Source organism: Flavobacterium galactosi, from assembly GCF_048158585.1.
GTDB classification, from domain to species: domain Bacteria; phylum Bacteroidota; class Bacteroidia; order Flavobacteriales; family Flavobacteriaceae; genus Flavobacterium; species Flavobacterium galactosi.
This window is the reverse complement of the sequence record NZ_JBLNKV010000001.1, coordinates 671533-691155: the sequence shown is the minus strand read 5'-3', so window position 1 is coordinate 691155 and position 19623 is coordinate 671533. Positions and strand designations below refer to the sequence as shown.

Genomic DNA, 19623 nt, shown 5'->3' with positions numbered 1-19623 from the left:
TTTTTAATTACAATTTAGTTAATTACAGACAAAAGTAACTCGTAAATTTTTAACTACAAAATGAAATGTTAAAAAAAACCTATAAAAATCGCTAAAAGTGGAAATTATATAACTTCAAATCAAAATTACACAACATTTAACATTCTGCCAACTTCAATAAAAGCACTAATTGCCTTATCTAAATGAGCGGTTGTATGTGCTGCAGACAGCTGCACTCTGATTCTTGCTTTATCCTTAGGGACCACTGGAAAAAAAAAGCCAATAACATAAATTCCTCTTTTTAAAAGCTCATTTGCCATAGTTTGGGACAATTTTGCATCATAAAGCATCACAGGAACGATTGCTGAATCACCATCAATAATATCAAAGCCAGCTTTTTTCATTCCCTCTTTGAAATAATTTGTATTCCATTCTAACTTATCGCGTAACACAGTATCTCTTTCTAATATTTCAAAAACCTTTATAGAAGCTCCAACAATGGCTGGCGCAAGGGAATTAGAAAATAAGTAAGGTCTGGAACGTTGACGCAATATTTCGATAATTTCTTTTTTAGCAGTAGTATACCCACCCATTGCTCCTCCAAGGGCTTTACCTAATGTTCCAGTAATGATATCTACCCTTCCCATTACGCCTTTTGCCTCAAGTGTCCCTTTTCCGGTTGCTCCTATGAATCCGGCAGCATGACATTCATCCACCATTACCATTGCATCATATTTATCTGCTAAATCACAGATTTTATCCAAAGGGGCCACAACTCCGTCCATAGAAAAAACGCCATCAGTAACAATTAATTTGAAACGAGTTCCAGCCTCAGTAGCTTTGATTAATTGTTGCTCCAAATCTTCCATATTGCTATTTTCATAACGATAGCGAGCCGCTTTACACAAACGAACCCCATCTATGATAGAAGCATGATTTAAACTATCTGAAATTATTGCATCATTTTCTCCTAGCAACGGCTCAAAAACACCACCGTTAGCATCAAAAGCGGCGGCATAAAGAATAGTATCTTCTGTCCCATAAAATTCAGAAATCTTTTTTTCCAATATTTTATGGATATCTTGAGTCCCACAAATAAACCGAACTGATGACATTCCGAAACCGTGTGTATCCAAAGCATCTTTAGCAGCCTGAATTACTTCTGGATGCGATGATAATCCAAGATAATTATTAGCACAAAAATTTAAAACTTTCTCACCTGTAGAAATAGTGATTTCTGCTCCTTGCGGAGAAGTGATGATTCTTTCTTTTTTGAAAATTCCGTTATCTTCAATAGTTTGCAATTCTGACTGTAAGTATTCTTTGATTTTTCCGTACATTTTATAAGTTTATTAAAGCCGTTATTTATTCATTTCAATAGTAGCTTACAAATTTACTACATCGATTTCTTTCCCTATGTATACCAATGCCTTTTTAACTACTTTGTATCCCATTTTCTCAATAGCATCCTGATAATTCTCCAATTGCTGTTGGTATTTAACATTATGTGTTCCAGTTTTATAATCCAACAACAATACTTCTTTGTTTTTTGTTAAAACCATTCGGTCCGGTTTTACTGTTTTTCCTTCTTTTTGAATAATAGTTTGTTCATTCAAAATTTCATTTCCTTCGGCAAAATAAGTTGAAAGGTCTAAATGATTGACAATTTCCTGAATCGTTTTATAAACTAATTCTTTTTGATTCAGGGTAATTAATCCATTTTCAATAGATTTTATAACCGCCAAATCAATATCGTTTTTAGTTCTTACAAAAGATAAAATTTCGTGAATAACATTGCCATACTCTATGGCTTCTTGCTGCAGTGTTCCCCACATTAAAGCTTCACGTTGTGCTATTTTTATATTCTTTGGATTAAGAATTTCTGAAACTAAAGGAATTGTTTTTGAAGTATCGACGTGTTGTTTTGCTGAAGATAATTTCGTTGCATTTCCAAATTTATATTCCAATTTATTTTCATCGAATTGGCCTTTGTTACCCAAATAATTAATGAAAAAGCTACACATATTATTTTTTGGAATTTCGCCTTTACTGGATAAATTCATGTTCGAAATCACATACAACTGCTCCTCAGCCCTTGTTAAAGCAACGTATAAAACATTGATATTGTCCAATAATTCTTCCTGCTTTTTTTGATTGTAAACGAATGATGCTTCCTCTCCAAAACCTTCCACCGCACTGCTGTTATCGATTAAAACTTTAGGCAAACCAAAATCCTGTTCCTCAGCATTAAGCCATAATTTATCTTTTGGTTTTCGATTATAATCTTCTTCAGCGAAAGGAAAAATCACAACCGGAAATTCCAATCCTTTCGATTTGTGAATGGTCATAATCCGAACTGCATTAGTCCCTTCCGGAGATGGAATACTAAATTTTTCCGCATTTTTATCCCAGAAATTCAAGAAATCAGAAATTCCTGCCTGGTTGCGAATGTCTCGTTCTAAAACAATGTCCAAGAAATATTGAACATAAGCATTACTAATCTTTGGGTTTAGGAATTTACTTATTATAGTTTCCACCGCTTCGTACAATGATTTTTTTCTAATGTTTTGAAACGAAAGCGAAACATCAAAACTCATCAACCAATTTTCGAAATCAGTTTCCTGAAACAACGCCATTCCTTGAGCAATAAAATCATGAATTGGTAATTTATCCTGACTATTTTGAGCTAAATATTGAAGAAAATTTGCTTTGGATTCCAAATCAGAACTGTTTTTCAAGTATTTTAGTAAATGAATAATCAATCGAACTTCGGTTGCGTTTTGAATCATCAAGGTTTCTGATGACAAAAGCGGAATACCTTGCTCCGTCAAATAATTTGCAATCGCAATTCCCTGACTTCGTTTTCTAGTCAGAATAACAATGTCTTTATATTCAAATCCTTGTTGTAGTACTTTTTGAATCGTATTCAATGTCGCTAAAACATACAATTCTGTTTTATCTAAGGCCTCATCATCTTCTTCCGAAGTTTCTACTTTTGGAATAAAAGAAATATTCACATAACCACCCATTTTATCATTTATCTTTTGGTGGCTGTGATTTTCATATAAATCTTTGTAATCCAAATGTTCGAATTCATTCGATAACAATTTAAAAAAATCATTATTGAATTCGATTATCTGCGAATAACTTCTATAATTTTTATCTAAATGCTCCAGAACTTTCTCCGGATTATTGAATGGATTCTGGTCTTTGCTCAATTCAATAAACTGCTCGGCTTTTCCACCACGCCATCTGTAAATGGATTGTTTCGGGTCACCCACTATCATCAAAGTGCCTTTTTCACCGTCAATTTCACTAGAAGTCGCATTATCAATCAGCGGAATTAAATTCTGCCATTGCATTTCAGAAGTATCCTGAAATTCATCAATAAAAAAATGACGGTAACGCTCTCCCAATCGTTCATATATAAAAGGAGCTGGCTGATTTTGGATTTCTCGATGAATAATCGCATTAAATTCTGAAATAGAAAGTACATTTTGCTCTTCCTGAATTTTGGCTAATTCATTACTTACGGTATTTAGTAATGATAATGGCGTAATGTTTTTCAGGAACGCTTTATAGAAATTTATCTTTTCGAAAGCCGTGTAAACTTTAGTAAGAATTAGCAAAAATTCAGGAATAAGGTTTTCAATAATCGCTCGATCTTTTGCCGTTTTATTGATTGCAATATCATCAAACTCATGAAAAGTTTTATTCTTGGGATTGAATTTTCCTTGCTGAATACTATTGATATGATTTGGAAAAGTCCCTCTGGAAAAAGATTTTACATCAATTCCGTTTTTATCAATTAACGTTAGCGCTTCTTCTGCAAAAATAATAGTTTGCTTTTCTAAGTCTTTACAGGCTTCGGATAGTTTATTTTTTATTTCGACAAATTCAGCGATGGATTTATCTTGAAAATGAGTGATTTCATTTCTATTATTTTCGTTTAAAACCAACCGGCCGGTTTCGAGAATTTCACGAGAAATATCCCAAGATTTGTCATCGTCAGTTTTTTCCATCGTGAAATCAATTAACAGCTTGGTTAATGTTTCATCTTCTCCAGCTTGAGCGATGATTGCATCGACGGCTTCTATTAATAAATTTTCGGTATCCAAGGTGACTTCAAAGGTCATGGGTAAATTCAAATCGTGTGCAAAGGCACGAATCACTTTATGCGTGAATTTATCGATGGTCGAAATATCAAAAGCAGCATAATTATGAATAATATGCTTGATGATTTGCTGTGATTTGGTTTTTATTTCAATGATAGAAAGTTCGATATCTATAGCCAAATCTTGCATTAAATCCTGCGCTTTTGGACTTGGTTCGTCTTTGGCAAATTCGGATAAGCTTCCTACGATACGGCTTTTCATTTCGTGAACCGCTTTATTGGTAAACGTAATGGCGAGAATGTTGCGATAAGCATCATTTTTTTTGGCAACAAGAATGATTTTCAGGTATTCTTTGACAAGCGCGTAGGTTTTTCCGGAACCTGCCGATGCGTCGTATATGGAGAAGGAAGGTCTTTGCATTAAGATTTTAGATTTCTGATTAACGATTTTAGATTTCTGATTTAGAATTAGCGTTCTAATTTCCCAAATCCCCTAGCCCTGATAGAAGCGACATCCTTATGTGCCGGGGTTCGGCACATAAGATATAGCGAATAGCAGGAAATAGCTTCTAAAAATTCAACTATTGCTAGGTTACTTTTAAAATTTGTCCCGAAACTTCGGGATAAAACTTAAAAGTAGTATTTTTGCAGCATGGAAACAAATAGACAGAAAAAAATAGGTGGGGTTATCCAAAAAGATTTGGTTGACATTCTGCAAGGTGAAGTGAGAAAAAACGGAGTTACAAATTTGATAATTTCGGTATCCAAGGTTGTTGTAACTTCAGATTTATCCGTGGCTACAGTGCATTTAAGCGTTTTCCCTCAGGACAAAGCAAAAGAGATTTTAGAGGCGGTGAAGTCCAATTCTAAAACAATAAAACATGATTTATCACAGCGTGTTCGTTTACAATTAAGAAAAGTTCCCAATTTGGTTTTCTTTATCGACGACTCTTTGGACTATATCGAAAAAATTGACAATGCCTTAGCTAACAAAGACAATCCTATTGAGAATAGAGATCTTTTGGACAAACGCAGATTTCAATAAAATTTGAATTTCCCCCTTTACATAGCCAAACGCTATATTCGTAGCAATAGTAAAAACAATGCGATCAATATCATCAATCGGATTGCCAGCATGGGAATTATTGTTGGCGCAATGGCTTTGTTTGTGGTTTTATCTGTTTTTAGCGGGTTGAAAGTTTTTAGTCTTTCGTTTACCAATGACATTGATCCCGATTTAAAAATAAGCAGTACTTTAGGGAAATCCTTTCTTATTTCTCCGACTCAGGAAAGCCAAATCAAGAAAATTGATGGGCTAGCTTCTTACACTAAAATAATAGAAGAGCGTGTTTTATTTACTTTTGACGGAAAGCAGGAAGTTACGTACTTGAAAGGAGTTGATTCCAACTTTAGTAAAGTAAATGCTATTGAAAAGAAACTTTTCAACGGGCAATGGCTCAAACCGAATACCTATCAAGTAGTGGTTGGTTACGGAATTGCCCAAAAATTCTCAATGGGACTATTTGATTTTAATCATCAATTGGAAGTTTTAGTTCCAAAACCAGGGAAAGGCGCTATCGAAAATCCCGAACAAGCTTTTAATAAAACGGAGATTATTCCTGTTGGGATTTATGCCATCAGCGAAGACCTTGATTCGAAATATGTTTTTGCCGATTTAGGTTTAGCACAAGAATTATTGGAATATAAAAACAATCAAGTTTCAGGGATTGAAATCAAAGAAAAAGCTGGTGCTGATGAAAGTGCCATCATCGACCAACTTCAAACCATTTTTAATAATACTGTTACTATAAAAAACAGGGCTCAACTCAACGAATCCTTGTATAAAATGTTGAATACCGAGAACATTGCTGTGTATTTAATTTTTACCTTAGTGATTGTTGTGGCTCTTTTCAACTTGATTGGCGCACTGATTATGATGATTTTGGATAAAAAAGGAAACCTAAAAACCCTTTTTAATCTAGGAACTGAAATCAAAGATTTGCGAAAAATATTCCTGCTTCAAGGCACTTTATTGAGTGTTTTTGGCGGAATTATTGGACTGGTTTTAGGGGTTATAATTGTATTACTGCAACAACATTTTCAACTGGTTATGATTACACCCACACTGGCGTATCCTGTAGTTTTCTCTCTCGAAAATGTACTGATTGTTATGGGAACAATTGTCACGCTTGGTTTTATTGCTTCATTGATTGCAAGTAGTCGCGTGAGTAAGAAGTTGTTGGAATGAGATTTTTAATTGCTTAGCCTGTTCGCAAAAGCTCGGGTGAAGATTAACGATTTTTGATTTCAGATTTAAAAAAATAAAACACAAATTCCACTAATTTACACGAAATAATTTGTGTAAATTAGTGGAATTTGTGTTTGAAAGATCTAGTTAAACAACCTCATAACCCACATAAACCTCTTCGATTTCATTCAAAGCAGCGAATAACTCTTCAGGTCGATCTAGTGTTACTAATTGTTGTTTGAATGGTTTAAAAGAGTGAATTCCTTTAAAATAATTGGTATAATGTGGTCTTGTTTCAACAATGCCCAATCTTTCTCCTTTCCATTCCATTGCCCAAGTGAGGTGATTTCGAACTGCTTCGACTCTATCAACAACAGTGGGTTTCGGTAAATGTTCTCCCGTTTTGAAGTAATGTTTGATTTCGTCAAAAATCCAAGGATAACCAATTGCAGCACGACCAATCATGATGCCGTCGATACCGTATTCGTTTTTATAGTGTAATGCTTTTTCCGGAGAATCGATATCGCCGTTTCCAAAAATAGGCATCGTAATTCTGGGATTATTTTTCACCCGGGCAATGTGGGACCAGTCAGAATGGCCTTTGTACATTTGGGCACGCGTTCTGGCATGGATGCTCAAAGCGGCTACGCCAATGTCTTGCAAACGCTCCGCAACTTCATCAATATTAATGGAATTATCATCCCAACCCAAACGGGTTTTTACAGTCACTGGCAAATGGGTGCTATCGATAACAGCTTGTGTCAAACGAATCATCAAATCTACATCTTTGAGAACGCCGGCTCCGGCACCTTTGCAAACTACTTTTTTAACAGGACAACCAAAATTGATGTCTATTAAATCCGGGTTTACAGCTGAAACAATTTTGGAGGACATCGCCATGGCTTCTTCATCTCCGCCAAAAATCTGGATTCCGACAGGGCGTTCGTAATCGAAAATATCTAATTTCATTCGGCTTTTGATGGCATCCCGTATTAATCCTTCGGAAGAAATAAATTCCGAATACATCATATCGGCACCATGGGCTTTACACAACCTGCGAAAAGGCGGATCGCTCACATCTTCCATAGGCGCGAGAAGTAAAGGGAATTCGGGTAATATTATGTTGCCAATCTTGACCATCTTCATGTATTTTGGTGCAAAATTACGATTTTTAGATGAAAGGATAAAAGAAGAAAGAAGAAAGACTTAGTATTAAACCGATTAGTTTGCGAATTCGGGACTTTGAAACTGTTGAATTTAGCTTATATTTGCAGATTAATTGTCGCTGTTTGGCGATTGCGTGAGGGATTGTAGCAAAAATCCTTTTCCTTTTTTCTTTAAAAAGGAAAAGATTGTAGTGGAAAGCACGACCCTTGTGGTCACGCCCTGAAACAATTCAGGGTAAACCAAAATAAATTTGATATAAACAGAAAATGAAACACATAAGGAATTTTTGCATAATTGCACATATTGATCACGGGAAAAGTACCCTTGCGGACCGATTACTTGGTGCAACACAAACGGTAACCGCTCGTGAAGAAAAAGCGCAATTGCTTGACAACATGGACCTAGAACGCGAACGTGGTATTACGATTAAGAGTCACGCGATTCAGATGGAATATACCTATAAAGGACAAGAATACATCCTGAATTTGATTGATACTCCGGGACACGTGGATTTTTCGTATGAAGTTTCCCGATCGATTGCGGCTTGCGAAGGTGCGCTTTTGATTGTAGATGCAGCGCAAAGCATCCAGGCACAAACGATTTCGAATTTATATTTGGCTTTGGAAAACGACTTGGAAATTATTCCCGTTTTGAACAAAGTAGATTTACCAAGTGCGAATCCAGAGGAAGTAAGTGACGATATTATTGATTTACTGGGATGTAAATTAGAGGATATTATTCACGCTTCGGGTAAAACTGGTTTTGGTGTAGAAAATATATTGGCAGCCATCATCGAAAAAATTCCACCTCCATCAGGAAGTGTTGACGAACCGCTACAAGCGTTGATTTTTGACTCGCATTACAATCCGTTTCGAGGAATCGAAGTTATTTTCCGTGTAAAAAACGGACAGATTAAAAAAGGCCAGAAGATAAAATTTATGGCTACCGGAAATGAATATTTTGCAGATGAAATTGGTACTTTGAAACTGAATCAAGTTCCGAAACAAGTCATTTCAGCGGGGGATGTTGGGTATTTGATTTCTGGAATTAAAGAAGCAAAAGAAGTAAAAGTAGGTGATACATTGACGGATGCAAAAACGCCAACAACGAATATAATTAAAGGTTTTGAAGATGTGAAACCAATGGTTTTTGCGGGGATTTATCCTGTGGATACTGAAGATTACGAGGAGTTGAGAAACTCTATGGAAAAGCTGCAGTTGAATGATGCTTCGTTGGTATTTTTACCGGAAAGTTCGGCAGCTTTGGGATTTGGTTTCCGTTGCGGATTCTTGGGAATGTTGCACATGGAAATTATCCAGGAGCGTTTGGAGAGAGAATTTAACATGACTGTTATTACTACCGTTCCCAACGTTTCGTATTTGGCTTACACCAAAAAAGATCCTACAACACCGCTTATCGTAAATAATCCTTCGGACTTGCCGGAGCCTTCTCGTTTAGACCATGTGGAGGAACCTTTTATCAAAGCAACTATCATTACCAAATCTGATTATGTTGGAAATGTAATGAGTTTGTGTATCGAAAAACGTGGATTGATTACGAATCAGACGTATTTGACTACAGAACGCGTAGAGTTGACTTTTGACATGCCGTTGGCAGAGATTGTATTTGATTTTTACGACCGTTTAAAAACAGTTTCTAAAGGATATGCTTCGTTTGATTATACGCCAATAGGGATGCGAACTTCTAATTTGGTTAAAGTGGATATCTTATTGAACGCAACGATTGTGGATGCTTTGTCCTCCCTGATGCATGCTGATAATGCGTATCAAATTGGTAAAAAAATGTGTGAGAAATTAAAAGAATTAATTCCGCGCCAGCAATTTGACATTCCGGTGCAAGCGGCTATTGGCGTGAAAGTTATTTCGCGTGAAACGATAAAAGCGTTGCGTAAAGACGTTACCGCCAAATGTTATGGTGGGGATATTTCTCGTAAACGTAAATTATTGGAAAAACAGAAAAAAGGTAAAAAACGTATGAGACTGGTTGGAAATGTTGAAATTCCGCAAGAAGCGTTTATGGCGGTATTGAAGTTGAATGACTAAAAATTATTTTAAATTCTGACCCGAGCGAAGCGAACTGGCAAAGCAATTTTAAATTATAGATGAAACCTGACGATGTGAAAATTGTCAGGTTTTTTTGTTTCTATTTATTCTTCAACCATTCAAACAATCGTTTGGCATCTTCGAATTTAAACAATTGGGTTCCTTCATTCATCGTTGCTGCCGATCCGCAAGCAACTCCCCAACGGATGACTTCTTTTAAGCTTTTATTTTGCGAAAGCGCCCAAACCATTCCACCCACCATACTATCACCGGCACCCACAGTACTTTTTTTTGCAACATTAGGAGCAGGGACAAATTCATAGGAATCTTTGGTAACTAAAACTGCGCCTTGCGGACCAAGTGAAACAACTACGATTTCGGCGCCGCCTTTTGCAATGATTTGTTTGGCGGCTTCGTTTACTTCTTCCAGTTCCAATCGCTCAACGCCTATTAATTTTGCCAGTTCTCCAACATTGGGTTTGATCATATAAACACCAATTTCTAACGCTTTTTTTAATGATTCACCAGAGGTGTCCACAATTAACTTAGCATTTGATTTTTTTGCAATTTCTGCAATTTTTTGATAAAAATCTACTGACAAACCTTCATTCAAACTGCCACTGGCAACTAGGAATTTTAGTTTAATATTAACTATGGTTTCTAATATTCTTTTGCTTTCTTCGGTAGTAATTTTTCCGCCTGTAAACCCAAATCGGTATTGTGAATTGGTGTTGTCATCTACCGCGACAAAACTTTCTCTTGTCCAGGTTTGGACTTCGATTGCTTTAAATTCAACCGATTCTTTAGCCACCAATTCCTCAAGCATTTTACCCATTGGTCCACCAGAAGTAAAGACTGCTAAAGACGTCCCTCCTAGACGGGAGATCGCCTTAGAAACATTGATTCCTCCACCTCCCGCATCATAACGCGGTTCATCACATCGTATTTTTTGTTCTGGGACTAAGCCTTTAAAGTGAGTACTTTTATCTAAAGCAGGATTAACGGTAAGGGTAACGATATCAAATGTCTTCATTTTTTACAAATTTTTACTACTCTAAAGGTCGGATAAAATTGATAGAATTTGATAGAATTCAAGGCGAATATTTCTTTGTATATTTGCAACCTCAAAACAATTTAAATAATGATCGAAGATAAAACCCCACAACGCACAAGTATTGCTCAATTAGGAGAATTTGGATTGATAGACCATTTGACAAAAAACTTTGAAATCAATCAACCTTCTACATTAAAGGGAATTGGAGATGACGCTGCTGTTTTGGATTTCAAAGACAAAAAAGTAGTCATTTCAACTGATTTATTAATTGAAGGTGTACATTTCGATTTGGCTTATATGCCCTTAAAGCATTTGGGTTATAAAGCGGTCGTAGTCAATGTTTCTGACATTTGTGCGATGAATGCAAAGCCAACGCAAATCACGGTTTCCATTGCGGTCTCTAATCGTTTTCCTTTGGAAGCATTAGATGAATTATTTGCAGGAATAACGCATGCAGCACGTGAATATAATGTAGATGTTATAGGTGGCGACACCACTTCTTCCCAAAAAGGATTAATCATCAGTATAACAGCTCTTGGAGAAGCTGATGAAGAAGAAATCGTTTATAGAAACGGTGCCAAAGAAACTGATTTATTAGTGGTTACAGGCGATATTGGAGCTGCTTATATGGGGTTGCAAGTTTTGGAAAGAGAAAAGCAAGTTTTTCAGGTTAATCCAAATTCACAACCGGATTTAGATGCGTATAACTATTTAATAGAACGTCAATTAAAGCCAGAAGCCAGAAAAGATGTCCGTACCTTATTGCACGCTTTGGAAATAAAACCAACTTCAATGATTGATATTTCGGATGGATTGTCATCGGAAATTATGCATTTGTGCAAACAGTCCAAAGTGGGTTGTAATTTATATGAGGACAAATTACCAATCGATCCTCAATTTATTAATGTTTGTGAAGAATTCAACATCGATAGTACAACAGTTGCGATAAATGGGGGAGAAGATTACGAATTGCTTTTCACCATTGCTATGGAAGATTTTGAAAAAATAAAAGGAAATCCAAATTTCACGATTATTGGTCACATGACACAAGAAAGTGAAGGAATTCATTTAGTTACTCGAGCCAATACAAAAATTGCTTTAAAAGCGCGTGGTTGGAATGCTTTGAGCGAATAGAAATCTCTAAATTAAACAAAAAATGACACCTGAAAAAGTGTCGTTTTTTGTTTAAAATTCATTTAAAAGCTAAAAAAGCAATCCTTGATTTTTTGCCTCGCGTATCAAATCAATATCACTATCATTCTCTATTTTCAATAACTCTTTTAGATTTAGCTTTCTTCTTTCAATTTCTCCTAATGAAATCGGAATATACTGCGGAATCTCACTCAGCTTAGTGCCTTTTGACAAATGAAATAAAATTTGCTTATCAAATTGATCAATTTCTATTGTGTCCTTTTCTCCTAAGTCTAACATTTTTTGGACAGATTGACTATAATAAATTTTATTGTTTATGACTTTATCAAAGGCAAAAAGTAATTCGTCAAATGTTAGGTCATTTTTTATTACTAATCCATTTGGATTTATTGTTTTAATAATGGTCTTTATTTTTAGCAATTCAGTATACATGGTAAGCAAAATGATTTTGCAATCAGGCATGGTTTCATTAATCAATTTAGCCAAATCTTCTCCAGAATAAATACCTTTTTCTTCATAAGGTGGCATGCTAATATCTAAAAAAGCAATATCAAAAGCTAAAGTATCTGAATTTGTAATAATATCGTATGCCGATTTACAATCCTTAGCTTGACTAATAAAAAACTGAAATTCCTTAGGATTATATCTTGTAATCGCATTCTTATACCCTTCAATAATAAAAGGGTGATCATCAACAATTAATATATTATTTTGAATCATTATCTTTTCAGTTGAGGCAATTGTCATTTCTCTGTAAGTATTTGTTTCTGTTCTATTGGGACTGTAATTGTAATAGTTGTTCCTTCTCCTTTATTTGATTTTATCTCTACTGTTCCATCACATTCATTTGTTCGAGATTGTATATTTTGTATACCAATACCTCTTTTAGCTTTGTTTACATTAAACCCAACGCCATCATCATTTATTGACAAAAATAAATCATCTCCTTTTTTCTTGATTTTAACTTTAATAGTATTCGCATCAGCGTACTTATTAATATTTTGGAGTGACTCCTGAATAATTCGGTATAAATTTATTTTAACTGCATTACTTAATGACTCCCATTTTATAGCAGGATCAATGATCGTAACTAATTTTGGTTCAAATGTCTTTTTTTGTTCTTCAAATAAATTGTTTACAATGGCAACGAAGTTATTAATTAATTCTGATTTTTCTCTATTCAAATCATGTGAAATTTCACGAATATCTTGTTCTATATTTTTTAATTCTGACAAATAACTATTTCTTTGATTAACAGCAATCTCATCATTAAATTTATTCAAGCCATCTAAATTCATACGTACTCCAAACATTCTTCCCAACACCCCATCGTGTAACTCTTGCGCAACTCTTTTTTTCTCCACAATTCTATTCGTCTCAATGGTGCTTTGCTGCGAAATCATTAAATTATAGATTTCCTCATTTACCTTTTGTTGCTCCTGTTTGAACAACAATTCTCTATTTTTAGTTTTCTGGGCTTTAATAATATACAAAAACAAACCTAACATCGTAAAAGCGCTAAACCCGAATAACAAATTCCTGTTTTTAGTTTCCAAGTTTGTATTCTCGCCTTTTATTTGATCCGTTTCATATTCTATACGAGAGAATTTTTCTCCCATTTTTCGTTCTGCTTTTTGCAAGTTTTCATTGATACGAATATATTCCTTAGTATAATCAGATGCCTTTTCGGGCTCTATAACAGCTAATTCTTTCAAAGCCACTAAAACATCTCGTGAAATATTAGTGTTTCTAGCAAGTAACAAAGCCTCTTTGGAATATTGCAGCGCTTTGACTGTATCCTTTTTTGAAGCAAAATATTCTGATAAATGGATTTTATTAATAAATATACCAGAAGTTAGTTTTAAACTGTCTCTTAGTTTCAAAGATTGGTAAAACATTTCGGGAAGCCCTTCTGTCTCATTTAATTTAAATTTAGCATAAGCTAAATTATCCAATAACATTGTATAAACGTATGGTTTTTGAATAATTAGATTTTTCTGTTCTAATCCCTTTTGAAAATATTCTTTTGCAAGTAAGTATTTTTGTGAATTGAGATAGAGAAAACCAATATTATTATAAGAAGTGGCTCTAGACTGAAATTCCAATGGTATAATTTCATCATCAATTACAGTCAATGCCTTATTATTATAAACGATAGCAGATTCATAATCCCCAAGCTCATTATAAATTAATCCTAAAAGATTATAAGCATCGTATAAAATACTATTTATTTTCTTTTCTCCTTTAACAATACGCAAAACATTGAACACTGATTTTTCGCTTCCTAAAAAATCCCCTGCTTTATAAAGTAAATTTGCTTTGCTAAATAATGTTTTACCTAAATTAATATTATCTCCCAGTTTAGCATACATTTTTTCTGCTTTATAATAAAACATGAAAGCACTATCTGAAACTGATTGTGATTCGTAATAATCTCCTAAATAGGTATAGGCTTTTGTAATATTTATTGTATCCTTGGCACTTTCAGACTTTTCCAAAACAAGATGTACCGTTTTATTAAAATCTCTCCAATTATTTATATTATAATATCGATTGGCAACTTTGAATAGACTTACTCGATTTAGCGAATCATTCTCTTGATTCACAACTATAACAAAAGCTTTATTACTATATTCTTGTCTCTTTTCACGTGCTAAGGTAAAATCATTTGCCAATGAAAAATAAGTAGAAAGACTGTCTTCTGATGAAGTAACAGGAATGTCTTCTGCTTTTTTTTTGGTACAACCAAAATAAACAAAAATCAGAAACAATAATAGAAATATGTAGTATTTATTTTTCAATAGCAGCTAATGATTTTTACCAAAAATAGTAAAATAAAACTATTGACATAAAAAAAGGCTATCAAATAATTGATAGCCTAAATATTATTTAAAAAATACACTTAAATTATTAGTCCACTTTTACATTTCCTCCTGTTGCTCCACCACCAATTATATCAACTTTTACATTTCCTCCCGTTGCTCCACCACCAATTATATCAACTTTTACATTTCCTCCTGTTGCTCCACCACCGATGATATCAACTTTTACATTTCCTCCTGTTGCTCCACCACCAATGATATTAACAGTAGTGTCAGATTTTACAGTGTTATTATTTGTTTCTGGTGTAGTAAATGAAGTTAAGATCATTACTAAAGAGAATAAACCGATTGTTAAGATTGCTTTTTTCATAATTTGGGGTTTTTATGTTGTTATGTTTTTTTACTTTTTTTTACTTCCTTTTGCAGGAAATTGTTTCGTAAAACTACATAGGTAATCTTAAAAATTCCTACAAAAAAAGAAGTATATGGTAGAACATAGCCGTTTGAGAGTGAATGATACTCAAATTATGGTAAATGACTATTTCTTAGATTTCCAAGTAATTTCCGTTAGAAAAATCAGAAATAATAAGGTCAACATTTGCCTTATACGATTTGGAGAAAGGAAGTTTTGTAGTGGTGTTTTTAATATAACATACTGCATTTCCTGTATGAATTCTAGAAATGTAATTTCGGTTTACAATATAACTGTTGTGAATTCTAATAAAAGGGAAAGAAAGAATTCCTTCAAAATGCTTCAATGTTTTGAAAGCAGTTATCATTTCGCCATTATTTAGGTGTATGTCAGTAGAATTATTATCCGCTTGGAAGTAGCAAATATCTTTAGCATCAATATACCTGTAATCACCATATGATTTTATACATAGAATAAGAGGCTGCTCCTGATTTGAGGCTTCTTGCCTAACTGAAACTATAGGTTTTTCATCAACAGTTGGCGATTGTTTCGAAAGGACTTCTTCCGCATTATTCGATTTGTTCAATTTTAAAATTGATTTTACAATATCGATACGTACTAATGGTTTTAATAAATAATCTGTTACTTCATATTGAATAGCCTCAAAAGCCAAATCTTTCTTTGCGGTTGTAACAATAATCTTCGGAATTACTTTCAGATATCGATACAACTCATTAATGAGTATTAACGATAAATTACTGGCTGCATTAGTAGGGTCAATTTCAAGAAAAACCAATTGAGGGGTGTGTTCTAAAATAAGATTTAAACCATCCGTGTAATTATTTGCTGATGCCACAAAAGTAAGCTCCGAAAAACTATCAGCAATGGCTTTCGTTTTCGAAACACTTTCTTGATCATCGTCAATAATAATGTACGAGTAATTCATTAATGGCTATTCCTAAAATTGTTAGGCATAACATCAGATTTCCAAAGTAAAATGCACTTCAAATTATTAAGTAATATTGGTAGTTTTGGGAAACTAATTAAACAAAAGCATAAAATATCGCATAAAACCCCTTATTTAACAGTCTAAAAATAAGCATTTAACCATTTTTTAATAGATCTTGTTAATATGTTTTTAACAAATGTTGATACATTAAGATGAAGCGCAAATAAATCCGACAAAGCGCATAAATTCTTATTATAAAAGAAATTAATAACTATTTCTTTTATAATTAATTGTGCATTAAAAAAATCACTGACCCTATGTAAAATAAAAAAGCTCTCCGTTTCGGAAAGCTTTTCTAATATGAACAAAAAAAATAATTACATTTTCATCAACCAATTTTTCATCGAAACTTCATTTTCAATGATTGCTTTCAAATCTGCGATTTTTACACGGTCTTGTTTCATCGTATCTCTATGACGAATCGTTACCGTATCATCCTCAATAGTCTGATGATCTACTGTGATACAAAAAGGAGTCCCTAATGCATCCTGTCTTCTATAACGCCTTCCTACCGCATCTTTTTCATCATAAGCCACATTGAAATCCCATTTCAAATCTTCAATGATTTTATGAGCTATTTCTGGCAATCCATCCTTTTTAACTAATGGGAATACTGCTGCTTTTGTGGGTGCTAAAACTGCCGGTAATTTCAGTACTGTTCTAGTAGAGCCATCTTCTAACGTTTCTTCTTTTAATGAAGTTGCAAAAACAGCTAAGAACATTCTGTCTAATCCTACTGAAGTCTCCACTACATAAGGAACATAATTCTGATTCAATTCAGCATCAAAATACTGTAATTTTCTACCTGAAAACTGTTCGTGTGCTTTCAAATCAAAATCAGTACGCGAGTGAATTCCTTCTAATTCTTTGAACCCAAAAGGAAAGTTAAATTCAATATCAGCCGCTGCATTCGCATAATGTGCTAATTTCTCGTGATCATGAAAACGGTAATTTTCTTTTCCTAAACCAAGTGATAAATGCCAGTTAAGTCTGGCTGTTTTCCAATGCTCGTACCATTTCATTTCTTCGCCTGGACGTACAAAAAATTGCATTTCCATTTGTTCAAACTCCCGCATACGGAAAATAAATTGTCTTGCAACGATTTCATTTCTAAAGGCTTTTCCAGTTTGTGCAATTCCAAAAGGAACTTTCATTCTCCCTGATTTTTGTACATTCAAGAAATTCACAAAAATACCTTGTGCAGTTTCCGGACGTAAGTATAAATCCATTGCTGTATCAGCAGAAGCTCCTAATTTTGTTCCGAACATCAAGTTGAATTGACGTACTTCAGTCCAATTTCTTGAACCTGATTCTGGGCAAGCAATTTCCAATTCTTCGATTAATGCTTTCACATCTTCTAAATCTTCGTTACCAAGCGAGCGAGCCATTCTTTCCAGAATCTCTCTTTCTTTGGCTTTGTATTCAATAACTCTTGCATTTGTAGTCACAAATTCCTGTTCGTTGAAAGCATCACCAAAACGAGCACGCGCTTTTTCGATTTCCTTGATTGCTTTTTGATTTAGCTTTTCGGCATAATCTTCAATCAAAACATCGGCTCTATATCTTCTTTTTGAATCTTTGTTGTCAATCAATGGATCATTGAAGGCATCTACGTGGCCGGATGCTTTCCAGGTCGTTGGATGCATTAATATTGCCGCGTCAAGACCAACAATGTTATCATTCATTTGAACCATTGCCTTCCACCAATATTCGCGTATGTTCTTTTTTAACTCTACTCCGTTTTGTGCATAATCATAGACTGCACTTAAACCATCGTAAATTTCGCTTGACGGAAAAATAAATCCGTATTCTTTTGCGTGCGAAATTACATTCTTAAATAAATCTTCTTGTTTTGCCATAATAGTGCAAAAATATAAAAAGTGAACTTAAAAAAAAGAAAATTGTTAAAGATTGAAGCATTGATTTGTCTATTTTTATAAATAAATCCTTGATTACATGTTCAAAAGCGTTCTTAATCTATTTTTTCCAAAAGTCTGTTCCGGTTGCAGCTCGTTTTTAGTAGTAAATGAAAATGTGATTTGTACCGTTTGTAGACATGATATTCCATTAACCAATCATCACTTAAATCCAGAGAATGATGCTTTCAAAAAATTTTACGGAAGAATTCCTGTAATTCACACTTCAGCATTATTTTATTTTCATAAAAAGGGAATTGTTCAAGAACTGATTCATAATTTGAAATACAAAGGACACGAGGAAATAGGAACAATTTTGGGCGAATGGTACGCCGAAGATTTAAAGAATATCCGATTATTAAAAACTGTTGATGAAATTATCCCGGTTCCATTGCATCGAAGAAAATTAAAAGAAAGAGGATACAATCAAGTAACAGCTTTTGGAAAAGCGCTTTCTTCGAGTTTAAATTTAGATTATAATGATTCGCTTTTGATTCGGAATGTGTATTCAAAAACGCAATCGAAGAAAAATCTATTAGGCAGAAGTGAAGGAATCGAAACTATTTTTGATGTTTCCTTTACTGAAAAAGACCATCATAAACATTTCCTTTTAATTGATGATGTTATCACAACCGGAGCTACACTAGAAGCTTGTTCCCATGCTTTATTGAAAATTCCCGGTATAAAAATCAGCATTATTTGTATGGCAATGGCACAGTCTTGATAAAATAATTCAAACCTTAATTTTTGTTTTAAAAGCAAAAAACATTATAAAATACAGTCGTTTTTAGCCCTGATTACTTCACTTGACTTTTATCCACATAGGAGTTCAGTGAACTACTTTTAAAGTTGAAATCCTTTTTATTTGCCTTTTCGACAAATAAAAAGATTGCAGCGGAAAACTGGAAATAGCTCCTGAAAATAAGTCTGTTACAATTACAAATAGCACACTATCAATTAATTTAATGAAATTATAACAAAATAGAGTTTCCGTTTCCAAAGTTAAATGTATAAATTTGATAAAATTTTTTATAAATCACTAAACAATCATAATTATGGCTTTCGAATTACCACAATTACCTTATGCGTATGACGCATTAGAACCTTATATTGATGCGCGTACAATGGAAATTCACCATTCTAAACATCACAATGCTTATACTACCAATCTTAATGCCGCAATAGTTGGGACGGATATGGAAGGTAAGACAATTGAAAATATTTTGATTAATCTTGATTTGAAAAACGCAGCTGTCCGTAACAACGGTGGTGGGTTTTACAACCACAACTTGTTTTGGACTGTAATGACACCAAACGGTGGTGGACTTCCAACTGGAGATTTATTGGCTGCTATCGAAGCTGCTTTTGGAACTTTTGAAGAATTTAAAGCATCATTCAGCAAAGCTGGAGCTACTCAATTTGGTTCTGGATGGGCTTGGCTGTGTGTACATAAAGGCGGAAAAGTGGATGTTTGTGGAACTCCAAACCAAGATAATCCTTTAATGCCAGGTGTAGGTTGTGGTGGAACTCCAATTTTAGGAATGGATGTTTGGGAACATGCTTACTATTTACATTACCAAAACAGAAGACCAGATTATATCGAAGCTTTTTTCAATGTAATTAACTGGACGGAAGTATCTAGAAGATATGCTTTAGAGAAATAAAAATAGAGACAGGATGAAAGAAT

The 19623-nt window shown here is 34.1% G+C and carries 15 protein-coding genes; 6 read left to right on the top strand and 9 right to left on the bottom strand.

Annotated elements, in window-relative coordinates; all coding sequences use genetic code 11:
* Positions 1–125 precede the first annotated feature (125 nt).
* Both kbl and ACM55M_RS02975 read right to left on the bottom strand, forming a co-directional pair.
* Positions 126–1319: a glycine C-acetyltransferase gene (kbl, locus tag ACM55M_RS02980; protein ID WP_416856006.1), complete on the bottom strand. Its 1194-nt coding sequence runs from the start codon at positions 1317–1319 to the stop codon at positions 126–128.
* A gap of 45 nt (positions 1320–1364) precedes the next feature.
* Positions 1365–4514: a UvrD-helicase domain-containing protein gene (locus ACM55M_RS02975; RefSeq protein WP_416856005.1), complete on the bottom strand. Its 3150-nt coding sequence runs from the start codon at positions 4512–4514 to the stop codon at positions 1365–1367.
* A 231-nt stretch (positions 4515–4745) separates the two neighbouring features.
* Here ACM55M_RS02975 and rbfA point away from each other — a divergent pair, with 231 nt between their 5' ends.
* Together rbfA and ACM55M_RS02965 are read left to right on the top strand one after the other, a co-directional pair.
* Positions 4746–5138 (top strand): 30S ribosome-binding factor RbfA, encoded by a 393-nt coding sequence (gene rbfA / locus ACM55M_RS02970; protein ID WP_416848374.1) that lies wholly within the window; start codon positions 4746–4748, stop codon positions 5136–5138.
* A gap of 3 nt (positions 5139–5141) precedes the next feature.
* On the top strand, positions 5142–6341 hold the full coding sequence (locus tag ACM55M_RS02965; RefSeq protein ID WP_416856004.1) for an ABC transporter permease: 1200 nt from the start codon (positions 5142–5144) through the stop codon (positions 6339–6341).
* Positions 6342–6488: 147 nt separating this feature from the next.
* Here ACM55M_RS02965 and dusB read toward each other — a convergent pair whose 3' ends face one another.
* Complete coding sequence (gene dusB, locus ACM55M_RS02960; RefSeq protein ID WP_416856003.1) at positions 6489–7481, bottom strand: tRNA dihydrouridine synthase DusB; 993 nt, start codon at positions 7479–7481, stop codon at positions 6489–6491.
* 293 nt (positions 7482–7774) lie between these two features.
* Here dusB and lepA point away from each other — a divergent pair, with 293 nt between their 5' ends.
* On the top strand, positions 7775–9571 hold the full coding sequence (gene lepA, locus ACM55M_RS02955) for a translation elongation factor 4 (RefSeq protein WP_416856002.1): 1797 nt from the start codon (positions 7775–7777) through the stop codon (positions 9569–9571).
* Between the two features lie 100 nt (positions 9572–9671).
* Here the strand turns inward: lepA and ACM55M_RS02950 are convergent, their stop codons facing one another.
* Complete coding sequence (locus tag ACM55M_RS02950; protein ID WP_416856001.1) at positions 9672–10604, bottom strand: 1-phosphofructokinase family hexose kinase; 933 nt, start codon at positions 10602–10604, stop codon at positions 9672–9674.
* Positions 10605–10712: 108 nt separating this feature from the next.
* Here ACM55M_RS02950 and thiL point away from each other — a divergent pair, with 108 nt between their 5' ends.
* Positions 10713–11759: a thiamine-phosphate kinase gene (gene thiL, locus ACM55M_RS02945; RefSeq protein WP_416856000.1), complete on the top strand. Its 1047-nt coding sequence runs from the start codon at positions 10713–10715 to the stop codon at positions 11757–11759.
* 69 nt (positions 11760–11828) lie between these two features.
* Here the strand turns inward: thiL and ACM55M_RS02940 are convergent, their stop codons facing one another.
* The 5 genes from ACM55M_RS02940 to ACM55M_RS02920 form a co-directional block, all read right to left on the bottom strand.
* Positions 11829–12524 (bottom strand): response regulator, encoded by a 696-nt coding sequence (locus ACM55M_RS02940; RefSeq protein WP_416855999.1) that lies wholly within the window; start codon positions 12522–12524, stop codon positions 11829–11831.
* A complete protein-coding gene (locus ACM55M_RS02935) occupies positions 12521–14578 on the bottom strand; it encodes an ATP-binding protein (protein WP_416855998.1) in 2058 nt (685 codons plus the stop codon). The genes ACM55M_RS02940 and ACM55M_RS02935 overlap by 4 nt, the downstream gene beginning before the upstream one ends.
* Before the next feature lie 109 nt (positions 14579–14687).
* Positions 14688–14969, bottom strand: a complete 282-nt coding sequence (locus tag ACM55M_RS02930) for a 3-oxoacyl-ACP reductase (RefSeq protein ID WP_416855997.1) — start codon at positions 14967–14969, stop codon at positions 14688–14690.
* A 175-nt stretch (positions 14970–15144) separates the two neighbouring features.
* On the bottom strand, positions 15145–15957 hold the full coding sequence (locus tag ACM55M_RS02925) for a LytR/AlgR family response regulator transcription factor (protein ID WP_416855996.1): 813 nt from the start codon (positions 15955–15957) through the stop codon (positions 15145–15147).
* A gap of 380 nt (positions 15958–16337) precedes the next feature.
* Entirely contained in the window at positions 16338–17879 is a 1542-nt protein-coding gene (locus ACM55M_RS02920) for a glycine--tRNA ligase (protein ID WP_416855995.1), read from the bottom strand.
* A gap of 97 nt (positions 17880–17976) precedes the next feature.
* Between ACM55M_RS02920 and ACM55M_RS02915 the strand changes: the two genes are divergently transcribed.
* Positions 17977–18660 carry a ComF family protein gene (locus tag ACM55M_RS02915; RefSeq protein ID WP_416855993.1) on the top strand — a complete coding sequence of 228 codons (684 nt, stop codon included), beginning with the start codon at positions 17977–17979 and terminating at the stop codon, positions 18658–18660.
* Positions 18661–18991: 331 nt separating this feature from the next.
* Entirely contained in the window at positions 18992–19600 is a 609-nt protein-coding gene (locus ACM55M_RS02910; RefSeq protein WP_416855992.1) for a superoxide dismutase, read from the top strand.
* The last annotated feature ends 23 nt before the right edge of the window (positions 19601–19623 follow it).